The 15,740-nt window shown below is 73.3% G+C and carries 17 protein-coding genes; 7 read left to right on the forward strand and 10 right to left on the reverse strand.

Features of this window, described 5'->3' with window-relative positions; all coding sequences use genetic code 11:
* Window positions 1-41: 41 nt before the first annotated feature.
* A complete protein-coding gene (locus HUN58_RS02840; protein ID WP_180225886.1) occupies window positions 42-1,781 on the reverse strand; it encodes an alkaline phosphatase family protein in 1,740 nt (579 codons plus the stop codon).
* A 70-nt stretch (window positions 1,782-1,851) separates the two neighbouring features.
* Between HUN58_RS02840 and HUN58_RS02845 the strand changes: the two genes are divergently transcribed.
* The gene (locus HUN58_RS02845) at window positions 1,852-2,220 is read left to right on the forward strand and encodes a VOC family protein (RefSeq protein WP_058741566.1); all 369 of its coding nucleotides are present in this window, start codon (window positions 1,852-1,854) and stop codon (window positions 2,218-2,220) included.
* On the opposite strand, the gene HUN58_RS02850 is transcribed toward HUN58_RS02845, so the two are convergent.
* Together HUN58_RS02850 and HUN58_RS02855 are read right to left on the reverse strand one after the other, a co-directional pair.
* Window positions 2,207-2,548, reverse strand: a complete 342-nt coding sequence (locus HUN58_RS02850; RefSeq protein WP_180225887.1) for a hypothetical protein — start codon at window positions 2,546-2,548, stop codon at window positions 2,207-2,209. The two genes, HUN58_RS02845 and HUN58_RS02850, sit on opposite strands and share 14 nt — an antisense overlap.
* 31 nt (window positions 2,549-2,579) lie before the next feature.
* Window positions 2,580-3,020, reverse strand: coding sequence for an NUDIX hydrolase (locus HUN58_RS02855; RefSeq protein WP_114851263.1), 441 nt, complete (start codon window positions 3,018-3,020; stop codon window positions 2,580-2,582).
* Between the two features lie 274 nt (window positions 3,021-3,294).
* Between HUN58_RS02855 and HUN58_RS02860 the strand changes: the two genes are divergently transcribed.
* The 3 genes from HUN58_RS02860 (at window position 3,295) to HUN58_RS02870 (ending at window position 6,905) form a co-directional block, all read left to right on the forward strand.
* Entirely contained in the window at window positions 3,295-4,596 is a 1,302-nt protein-coding gene (locus tag HUN58_RS02860; protein WP_180225888.1) for an esterase family protein, read from the forward strand.
* Entirely contained in the window at window positions 4,596-5,348 is a 753-nt protein-coding gene (locus HUN58_RS02865; protein ID WP_180225889.1) for a DUF4184 family protein, read from the forward strand. Before HUN58_RS02860 ends, HUN58_RS02865 begins: the two co-directional genes overlap by 1 nt.
* Before the next feature lie 66 nt (window positions 5,349-5,414).
* On the forward strand, window positions 5,415-6,905 hold the full coding sequence (locus HUN58_RS02870) for a hypothetical protein (protein ID WP_180225890.1): 1,491 nt from the start codon (window positions 5,415-5,417) through the stop codon (window positions 6,903-6,905).
* Between the two features lie 90 nt (window positions 6,906-6,995).
* Here the strand turns inward: HUN58_RS02870 and HUN58_RS02875 are convergent, their stop codons facing one another.
* From HUN58_RS02875 to HUN58_RS02885, 3 genes are all read right to left on the reverse strand, one after another.
* Entirely contained in the window at window positions 6,996-7,574 is a 579-nt protein-coding gene (locus HUN58_RS02875) for a TetR/AcrR family transcriptional regulator (protein WP_114851267.1), read from the reverse strand.
* An 82-nt stretch (window positions 7,575-7,656) separates the two neighbouring features.
* Complete coding sequence (locus HUN58_RS02880) at window positions 7,657-8,976, reverse strand: carboxylesterase family protein (protein WP_180225891.1); 1,320 nt, start codon at window positions 8,974-8,976, stop codon at window positions 7,657-7,659.
* A 100-nt stretch (window positions 8,977-9,076) separates the two neighbouring features.
* A complete protein-coding gene (locus HUN58_RS02885; RefSeq protein WP_114851269.1) occupies window positions 9,077-10,372 on the reverse strand; it encodes an MFS transporter in 1,296 nt (431 codons plus the stop codon).
* 234 nt (window positions 10,373-10,606) lie between these two features.
* Here HUN58_RS02885 and HUN58_RS02890 point away from each other — a divergent pair, with 234 nt between their 5' ends.
* From HUN58_RS02890 to HUN58_RS02900, 3 genes are all read left to right on the forward strand, one after another.
* Window positions 10,607-11,422: a sugar phosphate isomerase/epimerase gene (locus tag HUN58_RS02890; RefSeq protein ID WP_180225892.1), complete on the forward strand. Its 816-nt coding sequence runs from the start codon at window positions 10,607-10,609 to the stop codon at window positions 11,420-11,422.
* Window positions 11,419-12,534, forward strand: a complete 1,116-nt coding sequence (locus HUN58_RS02895) for a Gfo/Idh/MocA family protein (RefSeq protein ID WP_180225893.1) — start codon at window positions 11,419-11,421, stop codon at window positions 12,532-12,534. Before HUN58_RS02890 ends, HUN58_RS02895 begins: the two co-directional genes overlap by 4 nt.
* Window positions 12,535-12,603: 69 nt before the next feature.
* Complete coding sequence (locus tag HUN58_RS02900) at window positions 12,604-13,164, forward strand: MOSC domain-containing protein (RefSeq protein WP_141859671.1); 561 nt, start codon at window positions 12,604-12,606, stop codon at window positions 13,162-13,164.
* 44 nt (window positions 13,165-13,208) lie between these two features.
* On the opposite strand, the gene HUN58_RS02905 is transcribed toward HUN58_RS02900, so the two are convergent.
* The 4 genes from HUN58_RS02905 to HUN58_RS02920 all read right to left on the reverse strand — a co-directional run bounded on the left by HUN58_RS02905 (window position 13,209) and on the right by HUN58_RS02920 (window position 15,545).
* Entirely contained in the window at window positions 13,209-14,012 is an 804-nt protein-coding gene (locus HUN58_RS02905; RefSeq protein ID WP_180225894.1) for an SDR family oxidoreductase, read from the reverse strand.
* A gap of 106 nt (window positions 14,013-14,118) precedes the next feature.
* Complete coding sequence (locus HUN58_RS02910) at window positions 14,119-14,742, reverse strand: TetR/AcrR family transcriptional regulator (protein WP_141859667.1); 624 nt, start codon at window positions 14,740-14,742, stop codon at window positions 14,119-14,121.
* Window positions 14,743-14,783: 41 nt separating this feature from the next.
* Complete coding sequence (locus HUN58_RS02915; RefSeq protein ID WP_114851273.1) at window positions 14,784-15,317, reverse strand: MarR family winged helix-turn-helix transcriptional regulator; 534 nt, start codon at window positions 15,315-15,317, stop codon at window positions 14,784-14,786.
* A gap of 45 nt (window positions 15,318-15,362) precedes the next feature.
* A complete protein-coding gene (locus HUN58_RS02920; RefSeq protein WP_058741066.1) occupies window positions 15,363-15,545 on the reverse strand; it encodes a hypothetical protein in 183 nt (60 codons plus the stop codon).
* Window positions 15,546-15,740 lie beyond the last annotated feature (195 nt).

Consider the following 15,740-nt stretch of genomic DNA (forward strand, 5'->3'; position numbering starts at 1 on the left):
CGCAGCCGTGCGTCGCCACGGTCAGTGCTCGCGGCGCGCGGTCAGTCACGGTCGCCGAACAGGCCCATGCCGTGCTTCGTCAGCACGTCGTAGGCGTCCCCGAAGGTCTCCGGCACGGGCGCCTCCGGTTCGTAGCGGGCGAGGAGCAGTCCGAGCAGCCCCTTCGCCGGCGCCGTGATCGGCCGGTCGCGCTCGGCGCCGCGCGGTCGACGTCGGCGGGCGGCGGCCTCGGGGTTGGTGGGCACGTAGGGCGGGGTGACCTCGGGCCAGAGCTGCGGCTGTCGGGGCACCGTGCGGTTCAGGACGTTGTGGATCCCCTCGGCCTCGGCGTCCCGGTGGGTGAGGGGCTCGAGACCGTGCTGCTGGCACAGGGTGTGCGCGATCGACCCGTGGTGCATCGTGGCGTTCACGATCGTGCCCGGGTCGGTGTACGCCGAGACCACGAAGGTCGGGACCCGGCCGCCGAGCCGGTCGAAGCCGAAGCCCATCTCCCCCGGCTCGGGATCACCGGACGGCGGTGTGGCGGTGGGCGGCGGGACGTGGTCGTAGATGCCGCCGTGCTCGTCGAACGTCACCACGAGCGCCGTGTTCACCGCGTTCGACCCGTTCGACGAGCGAGCGTCCCGGATCGCGCCGTAGACCTCGGCGAGCAGGGCCTCGGCGGCGCGGACGTCGCTCATCGCACTGTCGAACGTCGCGCCGTCCGGTTCCGCGACGACCTTCGGACGCGAGACCGGCGGGTGCATGTCGTTGTGGTCGAACATCATCCGCGGCTCGACGAAGGCGTAGTCGGGCAGTGTGCCGTTCGCCGCGTCCTCGTGGAACTGCGCCATGCTCCGGAAGTTCGTCCTCCAGTACCGCTCGATCGACGGCGCGTGCAGGAAACCGGTGAGCGAGACGACCTGGTCGGCGTCGAAGTACACGCGCCAGCGCTTGCCCGCGTCCTCGAGCCGGGTGAACAGCGTCGGGACGTCCGGGGCGTCGAGCCACTTCGCGGGGCCGTCCGGCTGCCCGTTCGTGACGAACCCGTGCGAGGTGCTCGCGTGGAGGAACGAGCGGTTGCAGAACGTCTGCGAGGGGACGGCGCAGAACCAGTGGTCGTAGACGGCGAAGGACTTCGCCAGGGTCGAGAACACCGGGAGCATCGCGGGCGAGAAGCCGCCCATCACGCGCTCGTACTCGTCCCGGGTCGGCTCGACACCGCGCTCGAGCCGGTAGTTCACGACGTAGTCCCGGACGAAGCCGGACATGGTCGGGCGGCTCGTGTCCGCCGGGGCGTTGTACGGGGCCGCGTAGCCGTTCCGCCCGGGGTCGGCGTTGCCGGGCGGATCGACCGTGCCGAACCACTGCGTGTTGACGTGCGGGTAGAACTCCCCCGGATCGGGGTCCGGCTGGCTCATCACGACGTCGGTGCTGCCCTCGTAGACGTGCGCGGCGACGACCGTGCCGTCCGGGGCGGTGTTCTCGTGGGTCCCCCGCTGCAGTCCGGCGAACGACTGACCGGGTCGGAGCTCGGCGTCGGTGTACAGCCGGCCGAGCACGTGGTCGAAGCTCCGGTTCTCGAACATGAGCACGACGACGTGGTCGAACCCGGGCTCGGCGCGCTCGGGGAGCGGGGCGAACCCGTAGCGCGCGGCGTCGGTGCCCCGGGCGGCGGCCACGCCGGCGCCGACCGCACCCGCACCGACGGCGGCACCTGCGGCACCGATGCCCGCACGGCGGAGGAACGCCCGACGGCTCGTACGGGCGTCGTCCGGGTCGTCGCGGTTCCCTGCTGCCATGCGACGTTCCTACCACCGGAGCGTGCGCGTCCGCGATGCGCGGCGGTGGTCGCGGTGGTTGCCTGGGCGCATGGTCGATGCGACGACGGCGTTCAGCGGGTTCTCGGTCCGGGACGTGCCCGAGGCCCGGGCGTTCTACGAGGGCGTGCTCGGCGTCCCGGTCAGCGAGGAGCACGGGATGCTCACGCTCCACCTCGGCGACGGGCACGGCGTGCTCGTCTACCCGAAGGGGCCTGCCCACGAGCCTGCGTCGTTCACCGTCCTCAACTTCCCGGTGCCCGACGTCGACGCCGCGGTCGACGAGCTCGCGGCGGCCGGGGTCCGGTTCCTGCAGTACGACGGGGTGACGGACGAGCGCGGGGTGAACCGGCAGGGCGGGCCGCTCATCGCGTGGTTCACCGACCCGTCGGGGAACGTGCTGAGCGTCATCGAGCAGTGACGCGGTCCCACCGCTCGCGGACCGGGCCGGGCGGCAGGACGGCATCGACCTCGTCGTGCAGGGCGGTGATCGCGGCGAGGTGGTCGGGCAGCAGCAGGTCCCACGGCACCGGGGCGACGTCGAGCAGCGCCGGCAGCGTGTGGTCGCGTCCCGGCGCTCCCCACTGCTCGGCGACGGCGTGCACGAGGACGTCCCGCTCGAGCCGGACCGCGCCGAGCCGATCGAGCAGCACGGACCGGGCAGGGTCGTCGACGGCGTCCCGGAGCTGCCCGAGGAGCGCCCGCTCGGCCCAGAGCCGGGCGGACAGGTCGGTGGCTGCGCCGCGCACGTCCGCTCCCCTCGGTCGCCGTGCCCGAACGCTACCGGAGCAGTGCTCCGGCCCACCCCAGTGCGATCGGGACGACCAGGCCGTGCCGCCGGTGCGGGAGGTCGGCGATCGGGACCCAGGCGGCCTCGTCCGTCGTCCCGTCGGTCTCGTTGCGGAGCTCCCCACCCGTGATCGTCGCCCGGAATACGACCTGCACGGCCTTCATCGGACGCCCGGTGTCGTGGAACCGACGCTCCTTCGGCACGATGTGGTGCCGGATCCCGAGCAGGGCGCCGCACTCGGCGTGGTAGCCGGTCTCCTCGTGGATCTCGCGGACGACGGCCTGCTCGACGGTCTCGTCGAACTCGACACCGCCGCCGGGGAGCGTCCACGTCCCGGCCTCGGGCACCCGGAGCCGGGCGAGGAGCACGCGGTCGCCGTCGGTGACCACGCCGTAGGCGGCGAGCCGGGTGTCGTAGTCGGTGTACTCCATCTGCCGACTGTGCCACCGACCCCGGACAGCCGGAGCGGGACGCGCCGCCGCATCGCCCGCGGGGACGTTCCGTCGTGGCCGCCCGGCCAGCGCACCACCGTCGGCCGACCACGCAGGGTGCGGGATGACTCAGGATCAGCCGCGAAGCCGCCGCAGACCGGGCGTCCGGTGCCCTTCGGGACACCTCGGGTCGCTACGGTGCCGGTGACCCCGCCGATCCCGCGGTCCGCCGTGTCGGCGCCGCGTGGAGCCTCCCGACCCACCGGACGACCCGATGACGACCCTCCCGCTGCTCTCCGCGCACCTGCTGCTGCCCCTCTACGCCGTCACGGTGCTCGTCGCCCTCGGGGTGGTCTTCCTGCTGCGGCGGTCCTGGCGGCCGTTCGCGATCGCCCTCGTCGCCGGGGCACTGGCCGGGGCGCTGCTGTCGTGGTTGTTCGGCGACGTCCTCGACGTGCTCGGCATCGCGCCGACGTGGGTCGACCGGATCTGGACCGGGGTGGTCTGCGCGCTCGTCGGGGTCGCCGTCGTCGGGCTCGTCCGAGCCGGGACCCGGGCGCGCGGGCGGCTCGTCGTCCGGGTGCTCGCCGTGGTGCTCGTGCCGCTTGCGGTCCTGTCCGGCGCGCTCGCGATCAACCGCGACGCCGGACTGTTCCCGACGGTCGCGGACGCCCTGGGCGAGTCGCACGTGCCGCCGCTCCGACTGCCCGACGACCCCGCGCCGCGGTCGGGGACGATCGACGCCGCCGACTGGCACGCCCCGGCCGACCTGCCGGAGCACGGCCGCTACGGATCGGTCCGCATCCCCGGGGACGTCTCGCACTTCCGGGCCCGCCCGGCGATCGTGTACCTGCCCCCGGCCGCGCTCGTCGACCACGCCCCGGAGCTGCCGGTCGTCGTGATGCTGTCCGGGCAGGGCCCCGGTGCGGCTCCCGCGAACATCATCGAGGCCGGCCGGATGGTCGAGCGGCTCGACCGGATCGCGGCGCGGCACCACGGGCTGGCCCCGATCGTCGTCATGCCCGACCAGCTCGAGGCGGCGTCGAACAACCCGATGTGCCTGGACGGCCCGCTCGGCAACAGCGCGACCTACCTGACCCAGGATGTGCCGACGTGGGTGAGGGCGAACCTGCACGCGTCGACCCGCGCGTCGGACTGGGCGATCGCGGGCTTCTCGCAGGGCGGCACCTGTGCGCTCCAGCTCGGGGCGACCTTCCCCGACCGGTTCAGCTCGTGGATCGACGTCTCCGGGCAGCGCGGGCCGACGCTCGGCGACGAAGGTGACACCATCAAGCGGGGTTTCAAGGGCGACCGAGCGGCGTACGAGGCCGCGCAGCCGCTCCGGATCCTGGCCGACCGGGCGCCCTACACCGCGTCCGCCGCCTTCATCGCGGCGGGGGCGGACGACAGCCGGTACGGGCCGATCGTGCCGGTCGTCGCGCAGGCCGCACGGGCCGCCGGCGTCGCTGTGACCCAGCGCCTGGTCGAGGACGGCGGGCACGACTGGCACACCGCGGGGACCGCCCTGGCCGAGGGCGTCGAGTGGTTCATGCGGCGGACCCACCTGGCCCGCTGATGCCGTTCACCGTCAGCCACGCGGTCGTCGCCCTGGCCGCCCGGCGCCTGCCGGTCCCGGTCGCCGCGGTCGCCGTCGGGTCGATGGCACCCGACGCCGTGCTCTTCGCGCCGGTCCTCCCGCCGTACGAGGCGGCACACTCCTGGTGGGGCATCCCGACGATCGACCTCGCGGTGTCCCTCGTGGTGCTCGCCACGTGGTGGTTCCTGGTCCGTCCGGCCTGGGCACCGGTCGTGCCGGGCGTGCGCGACCGCGTGCCCCGCACCTGGTGGTCGCGCCCGACGCTCGACGTCCGCACGGTGCTGGTCGTCGTGCTCGCGTGCGTCGTCGGCAGCGTGACGCACGTGGTGTGGGACGGCTTCACGCACGGACACGGCTTCGTCGTCCAGGCGTGGCCGGCGCTCCGCGAGACGTCGATCGGCGGGTACTGGCTGCCGTTCTTCCTGCAGGACGCCTCAAGCGTGCTCGGACTCGCCGCCCTGCTCGTGGCGGCGGCGGTCTGGTGGCGGCGGACCGCTCCGGTGCCCACGGCCCTGCCCAGCCGGGCCGAACGGGTGGTGGTCGTCGTGGTCGCGGCGGTCGTGCTCCTGGCGACGGCGGCCCAGGCGGGGAAGGTCCTGCTGCAGGGCGGCGGTGCCGGGGGCGTCGTCGTCGCACTGTCGTTCCGCGTCCCCGTCTTCGTCGCGCTCGGACTCGTGTGCGGCGCCGTCGTCCTGCTCGCGGTCCGTCACCGCGACCGGACGGCACCCTGACCGCTCCCCGATCGCTCCCCCGGACTGGGGAGCGGGCGAGCCGTCGGGTGCGTGCCAGCATGGCGTGTGCCCGAGCAGACCCACCCCGTCCCGATCGTCCACGCACCGACCATCGGACCCGTCACGGCGCGGCTCGTGTTCGGGGCCGGGACGTGTGACGAACCCGTGTTGCTCGCCGGAGTCGCACACCTCGTCGAGCACCTGGTCGTCCGTGCCGCGCTCCCGATCGCCGCGCCGCACAACGCCGTCACCCAGGACCGGATCACCGTGTTCGAGGTCGTGACGACCACCACGGAGGAGGCCCTGGACCTGGTGCGTGGTCTCGCCGCTGCCGTCCGGGCCGTGCTCGACGTGTCGGAGGAGACCGTCGAGCGCGAGCGCCGGATCGTCGCCCGCGAGGACCCCCTCCGCGCCGACGAGATGGTCCCGTCCGTGCACACCGCGCGTTTCGGTCCCGCCGGGCCGGGGCGATCGGGTGCCGGTGCCGCTCCCGTCGCGGGGATCACGCCTGCCGAGGTCCGGCGCTGGGTGGAGCACCACCTCGTCGCCGGGAACGCCATCGTGTCGGTCGCCGGCGGAGCCGTGCCGCCCGCCACCGTCGACCTCGCGCTGCCGCCCGGACCGCCGGCCGCACCGCTGCAGCCGTGGACGGGCCCGATGCGGACGGGTGCCCTCGTGGAGTCCCCGCTCGGTGGCATCGCAGCGTCGGTCGTCGTCCCGGCCCGCGTCGCGCCGCTGCTCGAGGCCGTCCTCGAGCACGAGGTGTTCGACGCGCTCCGGATGGAGGCCGGCGTCGCGTACGCGATCGACTCCCACTCGGTCGCGCTCGACGGCGAGCGCTCCGTGGTCGTCGTCACCGCGGACCCGGTCGAGGCGGACACCGAGGCGGCGGCGACGGTCGTCGTCGAGACCCTCCGACGCCTGGCGGCGAGCGGGCCGAGCACGTCGACGACCGCGCGCATCGACGCGGCCCGCGCGGTCAACGCGACCGATGCGGCGTTCCGCGCGGACCTCCGGGTCTCGGCCGAGGTGCTCATGCGGCTCCGCGGCCTGCCGACTCCTCAGCCGGTGGACGGTCCGGTCACCCCGGCCGAGCTCAGCAACCTCCGGAGCGCCCTCGCGGACGCGCTCGGGACCCTCGTCGTGTGCGTCGACCAGGACGCCGACGCCGACTTCGCCGCCCTGGCGGAGCGACACGGCCTGGACCACGTCGACGCTGCGCCGGGTGTGCCGGCCCCCGAGCGGGTGTGGTTCCCCCCGCGTCCGGGTGCTGGACGGAGCGTCCACCGCACCGCGCTCCTGCCCGCGTTCGCCGACGCGCACCTCGAGGTCGACGGCACCCGGGTCACGCTGCGACCGCGCGGGCTGCCGGCGCGGATGGTCGACCTCGCCGAGGCCGCGGTCGTGGGCCGCCGCGGCGACCTCGGCGTGACGGTGGTCGACGGGGCCGGCAACACCCTGCACCTCCGTGCAGACGAGTGGTGGCGCGGCCGTCGCATGGTCGACGCCGTCGTGCGGGCGACGCCACCGCACCTGGTCCGGGCCTTCTCGGCCTGACACCAGCAGGCCTGACGCCCGCAGGCCTGACGCCCCCCGGCCCGGTGCCAGCAGGCCCGGCGCCCGCACCGACGCCGCGACACGGGGTCCTCACGCCGCGACGTCGACCGCCCACCCGGCCCGCATCCGCGCGACCGCCCGGTCCCACCCGCCGAGCAGGTCGGCGTCCTCGCGCAGCATCGCCTGCAGCTGCAGCCCCTCGTAGAGCGCCACGAGCTGTTCCGCAGCGTGTCTCGGGGACGCACCACGTGCCTCCCGGCCGGCGACCACGTCGCGCACCAGCGCGAGCGTGACGTCCTCGAACGACCGCGTGTACTGCGTCCGGAACCACCCCGACGCCGGGTGCCGGGGACCGGAGGCGGCGCTCAGCAGCGCGATCCGGAGCCGCACGAGTCCTGGCTCGCGCTGCCCGGCCTCGAGCCGCGCGCGCAGGTAGGCGACGGCGCCCTCCTGCTCGGCCACCGGCCACAGCGCCCGTTCGGTGGCGGCGGCCCAGCGGTCGACGACCGCGACGACGAGCAGGTCCCACGTGGGGAAGGCCCGGTGCACCTCGGCGACGTCGACACCCGCGTGACAGGCGACCTCGTCGGGACCGACGGCGTGGAAGTCGGTGGTGCGGAAGGCGTCGACCGCGGCCGTGACGATGCGGGCGCGGAGGTCAGCGGACATGCGTCGATCCTGCCCACGGTCGGCCCGGGACGCGACCGCCCGTTCGGGGGCGGACCGAGCAGGCAGCACCGGACGGCTCCGCCTACCCGCGGTCGAACGCGATCGTCTCGTCGTCGGCCGCCGTCACCCGCCCGGTCCGGGCGAACTCCGCCCACACCGCACGGAGCGCCCGCCCGCGACGATCGACCTCCGGCCAGTCCCGCTCCGGCACGAAGCGGCTGCCCACCCAGGCCTCCCGCCCGCCGAGCAGCATCGGCACGTCGCTCATGTGCACGGCCCCGGTCGGCGTGGCCGTGGCCCCGCGGAGCAGTCGGTACGCGACGGCGTTCCCACCGGCGGCCCGGTGCCGTGCCGCGAACCGGCGGACGTCCCGGCCGTAGACGACCTCGGACAGCGGTCGGACGACGAGCCACCGCAGCAGCGACCGCGCGGGCCGCCACCGTGCGAGCGTCCGGACGCCGGGGATCATCGGCACGTACATGCCGGTCTCGTCGGACCCGGCGCCGACGAGGACGTCGACCTCGGGCGCGACCGCCCGCCACGCCCGGTCCGTGTCGCGTTCGGCGGGCAGCGGCGCGTGGCCGTACTGCGTCCCGAACGGCATCGCCCCGGCCAGGCCGAAGACCCCGCCGGCCCGTTCGCCGCGGACCTGTCGGTCGAGCACCTCGTCGAGGGGGGTGTCCGGCCCGACGGTCCCGACGGCCCGGAGCACCGCCCGGGTCATGCGCGCGCGACCGCGGGACAGCCCGAGCGGGGCGCTCTGCACGATCGCCCGTCGGAACAGCCCGCGTGCGCCCTCGCTGATCATCAGGTGCGCGGTCGCGTCGCCACCGGCGGACTGCCCGAACACCGTCACGGTGTCCGGGTCGCCGCCGAACGCCGCGATGTTCTCGTGCACCCACCGCAGGGCGGCGACCAGGTCGAGCAGCCCGAGGTTCGCGGGGACGGTCTCGCCGTCGCCGAGGAACCCGAGGACGCCGAGCCGGTAGGTCACCGTCACCACGACGACGCGCTGTTCGGTCACCAGGTCGCGGGGGTCGTGGATGGGCAGGTCACCGCCGCCGATCACGTACGACCCGCCGTGGATCCACACCATCACGGGGAGTCGCTCGTCGGGTCGGGCGTCGCTCGGCACCGTGACGCTCAGGCGCTGGCAGTGCTCGTCCACCTGCAGGTCCATCGGCGGCAGCAGCTGGTCGACGGCCGGCGAGCTCCGCTGCGGCGCGACGGGCGCGGGCGTGGTCGCCGGGTACGGCTCGGTGGTCGCCGGGACCGGCTCCGGCGCCGCGAAGCGCTCGGCTCGCGCGTAGGGGATGCCGAGCGCGCGGGTGACGTCGCCGTCGACGACGGCGGTGAGCGGTCCGGCAGGGGGGTCGAAGGAGCGTGTTGCGGGAGACGGCACCGGCTCACGCTACCGACGTGACCGGGAGACGGACGGGAGGCACGGTGCCTGCTGGCACCGTGCCTCCCGTCCGCGGGGTGGTCGCGTGTCGCGAGGGGCGCTACCGGACCCGCTTGATCGGGATGACCACCAGCGCGCCCAGCAGGGCGACGGCTCCGGCGGCCCAGCACATGAGCGTGTAGTTGTCGGCGTGCGTGCTGCCGATCGACAGGAAGAACAGCGAGATCGCCGGGGCGAGCGACTGCGGCAGCGCGTTCGCGATGTTGATCACCCCGAGGTCCTTGCCGGGACGGTCCGCGTTCGGCAGGACGTCCACGACCAGGGCCGTGTCGATGGCCGAGTAGATGCCGTACGCGAAGCCCATGACGACCTCGGCGACGTAGAAGCCGGTGACGGTCTCGGCGTGCGCGAGCACGACCAGCCCGACCGCGAACAGCGCCGTCGACCCGCCGACGAACACCTTGCGGCGACCGAGCCGGTCCGAGGCCCAGCCGGAGAGCGCCGCGCTGACGAGCAGGGCGACCGTGTAGAGCAGCACGCCGAAGGCGACGGCCTCCGTCGCGGCCTTCGCGTCCGCGATGCCCAGGTGCTCCTGCATGTAGAGCAGCCGGTAGGTCGTGAACATGAACGTCGCGAGGATGATGAGGAACCGCGACCACCACGCGAACGCGAAGTCCGGGTTCTTGATCGGGTTCGTCCAGAAGGACGACACCAGGTTGAGCCAGGTGAACTTCTTGAGCGGGTACGTCGGCAGGTCGTCCCGCGCGACGAACGCGTAGACGAGGACGAGGAAGATCGCCAGGATGCCGGGCGCGATGAACAGCACCGGCAGGTTCGCGACGAAGAACACCGACAGGTAGGTGCCGGCGAGCACGGCGGTGTTCTGGGCGAGCGCGATGATGCTCGACGACCGGCCGCGCTGCACCTGGGGCACGTTGTCCGCGAAGCTCGCGAGGAGCGTGGCGAGCGTCGCGTTCGCGGCGATCTGCGCGAGCAGCCAGCCGAGCGTCAGGTTGAGGACGTCGGGCGCGTAGGCGATCCAGACGAGGGCGACCGCGAACAGGACCACGCCACCGACGAGCCACGGCCGGCGACGACCCCAGCGCGTGCGGGTGCGGTCGGACAGGGCACCCGCGAGCGGGTTCATGAGGAGCGCGCCGAACGCGCCGATCGGCAGGACGGAGCCGATCACGGTGGCGGCGTCCTCGCCCACCAGGGCCTGCGCCTTGAGCTGCATGCTGACGTAGACCGGGGCCATGAGCGCGACGAAGAGGCCGAACTGCCCGAGGAACAGCGCGATCTGGTAGCCGATCCCCACCCGCATCGTGCTGACCGGTTGGGTGATGCCCTCGTCCGGGTCCAACAGGGCCGGGCCGCTGGGTTCGGGTGTGCTCATGACGCCTCCTTGAGTCGATGCAAAAACCTTGTCCTACAAGGTTTTACGTCGATGAGCATACAACGACACGTGTCGGCTTGTTGCCCAGCGTCTGAGGCACCGTCCGAGGAAAACTACACAGCGGGTGGTTTTTGGGGTAGCGTCGGGATCGGTCTCGCCGGGGAGCATCGCTCCTCGACGGGCTGCGACATCCGATGCCGCGACACCCAGACAGGATCGAAGGAGCCCTCTGCCATGCCCATCACCTCTGTGCAGCTCTACTCGCTGCGCGACGCCATCGCCGAAGACCTCGACAAGGCCATCGCCCGGGTGCGCGAGATCGGTTACGAGAACGTCGAGCCGTACGCGTTCGTCGAGCGTGCCGCGGACCTCGAGAAGGCCTTCGCCGCCACGGGCCTCACGGCCCCGTCCGGCCACGTCGCCGTGATCGACGCCGAGGACACCGCCCCGATCTGGGACGCCGCCGAGCGCCTCGGCATCCAGACAGTCATCGACCCGTTCATCCCGACCGACCGCTGGCAGACCGCCGACGACGTCGCGAAGATCGCCGAGCGTGTCAACGTCCTGACCGCCGAGGCCGCGTCGCGTGGCCTCAAGTTCGGCTACCACAACCACCAGTGGGAGTTCACGAACAAGGTCGACGGCAAGAGCGTCTACGAGCACTTCGTGTCGCAGCTCGCGCCGGAGACCGTGCTCGAGGTCGACACCTTCTGGGCGACCGTCGGCGGCGCGGACGCCCCGGCCGTGCTCCGCTCGCTCGGGGACCGCGTCGTCGCGATCCACGTCAAGGACGGCAAGGTCGACGGTGACATCCTCACCGCGCTGCCGTCGTCGGAGAGCGCCCTCGTCGTGCCCGAGGCCCTGCAGCGCGCCTTCGAGAACCAGACCCCCGCCGGCCAGGGTGACGTCGACGTCGCGGGCATCCTCGCCGCCGCGCCGCAGGCGATCCGCGTCGTCGAGTTCGACGCCTACTCCGGCGACGTCTTCCAGGGCATCACCGAGTCGCTCGAGTGGCTGAAGGCGAACGACACCGCCGGGAGCGCCGCGTGAGCCGCGTCGGGATCGGCATCATCGGTGCCGGCAACATCTCGACCCAGTACCTCGAGAACCTGACGCAGTTCGCCGACGTCGAGGTCCGCTTCGTCGCCGACGTGCTGCTCGACCGCGCCGCCGCCCAGGCGGAGGCCTACGGCGTCGCCGCGTCGGGCACCGTCGAGGAGCTCCTGGCACGCGACGACGTCTCGATCGTGATCAACCTGACGATCCCGGCGGCGCACGCCGAGGTCGACCAGCAGATCATCGACGCCGGCAAGCACGTCTGGAGCGAGAAGCCGATCGCGACCGACCACGACTCGGCCGCCGCGGTCCTGGCATCGGCGAAGGCGAAGGGGCTGCGCGTCGCGACGGCGCCGGACACCGTGCTCGGCGCCGGCATCCAGACGGCGCTCCGGGCCATCGCCCGCGGCGACATCGGCGAGCCGCTCACCGCGACGACGCTGTTCCACGTGCCGGGACCCGAGGCGTGGCACCCGAACCCGGACTTCCTGTTCGCGAAGGGCGCCGGCCCGCTGTTCGACATGGGCCCGTACTACGTCACCACGCTCGTGCACGCCTTCGGCGCCGCGTCGCGCGTGCAGGCCGTCTCGTCGAAGTCGCTCGACCGCCGCACCATCGCGTCCGGTGACCGTGCCGGCGAGACGTTCCCGGTCGAGGTCCCCACGCACCACGCCGCGCTCATCGAGTTCGCCGGCGGGCAGTCCGCCCAGTCGACGTTCTCGTTCCAGCACGCGCTCCCCCGTATGGGCTTCGTCGAGATCAACGGCACGCTCGGCACCATCTCGCTCCCCGACCCGAACACGTTCGAGGGCTCCTCGCAGCTCTGGCGCTACGGGCAGGAGGAGCCGGAGACGCTCGAGGCCGTCGGCTCCACCTGGGGCCGGGGCACCGGCGTCGTCGAGCTCGCCCGCGCGATCGCCGAGGATCGCCCCGAGCGTGCCTCGGGCGAGGTCGCGCTGCACGTGCTCGACGTGCTGCTCGGCATCCGCGACGCCGCCGAGTCCGGGTTCGCCGTCACGATCGAGTCGTCCGTCGAGCGGGTCGCACCGCTGCCCGAGGACTTCGACCCCGCCGCCGCGGTCCTCACCGCCTCGGTGGACGCCTAGGCACCACCCGCACCACCACGACGGCCGGTCCCCTGTCGGGGCCGGCCGTCCGTGCGCCAGGATGGGACCGTGACCGGGGAACAGCACGAGGGACCACACGTCGTCGCGGTGAGCAGGGACGACGAGCACCGCTTCAGCAAGCCCGTCGTCGACGAGGTCGTCCTCGTCGCCGGCTGGGGCATCGAGGGGGACGCGCACGCCGGCACCACCGTGCAGCACCGCTCCCGGGTGGCGCGGGACCCCTCGCAGCCGAACCTCCGGCAGGTGCACCTCGTGCACGCCGAGCTGTTCGACGAGCTCGAGCCGACCGGGCACCACGTGGCACCCGGGGAGCTCGGCGAGAACGTGACCACCCGCGGCGTCGACCTGCTCGGGCTGCCGACCGGCACGGTCCTGCACCTCGGCGCGGACGCCCGGGTGCGGGTGACCGGACTGCGCAACCCCTGCCAGCAGATCAACGACCACGACCCGGGACTGCTCCGCCGGGTACTCGGACGGGCCGAGGACGGCACGGTCGAGCGGAAGGGCGGCGTGATGGGCGTCGTGATCGCGGGCGGCGTCGTGCGTGCCGGTGACCCCGTCGTCGTCGAGCTGCCCGAGGGCGACCAGGAGCCGCTGCAGCCGGTCTGATCCCGCCGTCGACGCGGGCGGGCGGTCACGTCGTCCGGAAGGGGTCAGTCGCCGGACATCGCGATCGCCGACATCTTCGCCATCAGGGACCGCGGGACGAACCGATGCACGTTCGCCACCGCCGCGTTCGCCCCGCCGGAGACCACCGTCGGACCGCCGGCGCGACCGAACGCCCGGAGCCCGACCGCCGCGACCTGCGCCGCCGTCTGCCGGCCCCGTTCGAGGAACCGTCCCTGGGCGCCGCCGCGCGTCGCCGCGTCGAAGAACCCGGTCGACGTCGGTCCCGGGCAGAGCGCCAGGATGCGCACGCCGGACCCGCGGGACTCCTGCCAGAGCGCCTCGGTGAACGAGAGCACGAACGCCTTCGTCGCGCCGTAGACCGCCATCGACGGGGTCGGCTGGAACGCGGCGGTCGACGCGACGGTCATCACCCCGCCGACCCGGCGCGCGAGCATCGGCGGCAGGAACGCGTGCACGAGCCGGACGACGGCCGTGCAGTTCAGGTCGACCTGGGTGCGGAGCCGCTCGTCGGTGGCGTCGACGAACGCGCCGTGGTCACCGACCCCGGCGTTCGCCACGAGGACGTCGACCCGCACGTCGGCGAGCGCCGCCACGACCCGGTCGACGCCGTCCGCCTGCGCCAGGTCAGCGGGCACCGTGGTCGCCTCGACGCCGTGCTCCGTGCGGATCCGGGACGCGAGCGCGTCCAGCCGGTCGGCGGACCGGGCGACGAGCACGACGTCGGCACCGGCGGCGGCCAGGCCGAGTGCGAGCTCCTCGCCGATCCCGCCGCTCGCGCCGGTGACGAGGGCACGGAGGCCGTGGAAGGGGCTGCGAGATCGGGGCATGCTCCATGGGTACACCCGGTGGGTGCGCCCGGACGGGAGGCGCGGGGCGGGCCGGGCACGTGCCTCCCGTCCGCCCGTGGCCCGGCCACGCGACCGGGGTGACGGTCTACGGGGCGGGCTGCGCTCCGGGCGGGACGATCGACTCGAGCAGCCGCAGCACCCGCTCGCCGTCCACAGCCTCGGGGTCGAGCAACCACTGCACCTGCAGCCCGTCGGACGCCGCGATGCTCAGGCTCGCCAGGTCGACCGGGTCCAGGTCCGCCCGGATCCGCCCGGCAGCCTGGTCCGCCGCGATGAGCTCCGCCAGGTCTGCCCGGAGCCGCGTGAACCGCTCCCGCATGAAGTCCCGCGTCGTCGGGTGCCCCTCCTGCACGGCGTCGGCCGCGAGGGTCGTGTAGAGCTGCACGAGCCCCGGCACCCCGCGGTTGCGCGAGGCGCTCTCCCGCATGTCGCCGATCGCCGACTTCAGCCGGTCGGGAGCTCCCTGCTCGCGGACCTCGTGCTCCCGGTACACCGCGAGCAGCAGGTCGTCGCGGCTCGGGAAGTAGTGCCGGAGTGCGGCGTGCGTGATGCCGAGCGCATCGGCGACGGAGCGCAGGGACGATGCGTCGACGCCCTGCTCGGCGACCATCCGGATCATCTCGTCGAGGATCTGCGCACGTCGCTCGGCACCCTTGCGGTACCCACCGCGTCGGGGTGGGGTCGCGTCCTCGTCGACCTCGTGCGTCATCCCCCCAACTTACCGCTGGAAGGTTTTCGCGCCACCCCGGGTCAGGCGGGGTCGACCGTGTACTCGTCGACCGGTGTCGGCCGCCCGCCGACCAGGGCGTCGGTGATCTGGTCGAGGCACCGGGTGAGCACGGCGTTGTCCTCGCTCGACAGGTGGTCCATCACCTCGACCACGGCCTCGTGGAACCGCGCGTACGACGAGTCGATCTTCGCGGCGGCCTGCACCGTCGGCTCGAGCACCTGGGCCCGGCGGTCCGTGGGGTGCGGCGCACGGACCAGGTCGCCCTTCGCGACGAGTCCGTCGACGATCTTCGTGACCGACGCGTTCGAGACGCTGAGCATGACCGCGAGGTCCTTCGGTCCCATCGACCGTCCGTCGCGGTGCGCCTGGAGCAGGTAGCGGACGGCCAGGAACTCGTTCTTCGTCAGGCCGCTCTCGGTCCGCGCCTGCTCGAGCTGCTGCTCCTCGGCGTGCTGGAGCCGGAGGAGGGCGTCCACGGCGACCTTGGCCGCACGCGAACGGGGCTCTCGGGCGTAGAGGTGCGTGTGCTCTCGGCGGACGACGGTCAGCGGCATCGGCTCGTGCGGTCTCTCTGTCGGGTGGTCGGCCGACGCGGCGGGTCAGACCGCGGTGGCCGTGAAGAAGTCAGCGTACGACGGTTCGGAGCGGCGCGACAGGAGCGACGGGTCCTGGATCCGGCGCTCGACGTAGGCGTCGATGACCGCGGGGTCGGTCAGACCGACGCGGGTGTGCGTCGCGCCGGCTCGTGTGGTGTGCGGCATCCCGGTGTACGTGCTGTGCATTGTGATCCCGCCTTCCCGTGTCGTGGTCGTCCTCGTCCGGACGCGAGAACTGTTTCACGACGCGAACTACTTGTGCAACGAACTGTTCGATTTCTGTACATTCCGCGCGGGAGCAGCGACGCCACCAGCGGCGACAGCGACGACCGCAGCCGTCTGTGAACACCTCGTGAACGCATGTTTCACAGTCGTCAAAAC

The organism is Curtobacterium sp. Csp1 (assembly GCF_013347185.1).

Coding starts and splice junctions, on each gene's coding strand:
- HUN58_RS02840 (WP_180225886.1), bottom strand. CDS start 1,781: ATGGCAGCAGGGAACCGCGACGACCCGGACGACGCCCGTACGAGCCGT.
- HUN58_RS02845 (WP_058741566.1), top strand. CDS start 1,852: ATGGTCGATGCGACGACGGCGTTCAGCGGGTTCTCGGTCCGGGACGTG.
- HUN58_RS02855 (WP_114851263.1), bottom strand. CDS start 3,020: ATGGAGTACACCGACTACGACACCCGGCTCGCCGCCTACGGCGTGGTC.
- HUN58_RS02860 (WP_180225888.1), top strand. CDS start 3,295: ATGACGACCCTCCCGCTGCTCTCCGCGCACCTGCTGCTGCCCCTCTAC.
- HUN58_RS02865 (WP_180225889.1), top strand. CDS start 4,596: ATGCCGTTCACCGTCAGCCACGCGGTCGTCGCCCTGGCCGCCCGGCGC.
- HUN58_RS02875 (WP_114851267.1), bottom strand. CDS start 7,574: ATGTCCGCTGACCTCCGCGCCCGCATCGTCACGGCCGCGGTCGACGCC.
- HUN58_RS02885 (WP_114851269.1), bottom strand. CDS start 10,372: ATGAGCACACCCGAACCCAGCGGCCCGGCCCTGTTGGACCCGGACGAG.
- HUN58_RS02890 (WP_180225892.1), top strand. CDS start 10,607: ATGCCCATCACCTCTGTGCAGCTCTACTCGCTGCGCGACGCCATCGCC.
- HUN58_RS02905 (WP_180225894.1), bottom strand. CDS start 14,012: ATGCCCCGATCTCGCAGCCCCTTCCACGGCCTCCGTGCCCTCGTCACC.
- HUN58_RS02910 (WP_141859667.1), bottom strand. CDS start 14,742: ATGACGCACGAGGTCGACGAGGACGCGACCCCACCCCGACGCGGTGGG.
- HUN58_RS02915 (WP_114851273.1), bottom strand. CDS start 15,317: ATGCCGCTGACCGTCGTCCGCCGAGAGCACACGCACCTCTACGCCCGA.
- HUN58_RS02920 (WP_058741066.1), bottom strand. CDS start 15,545: ATGCACAGCACGTACACCGGGATGCCGCACACCACACGAGCCGGCGCG.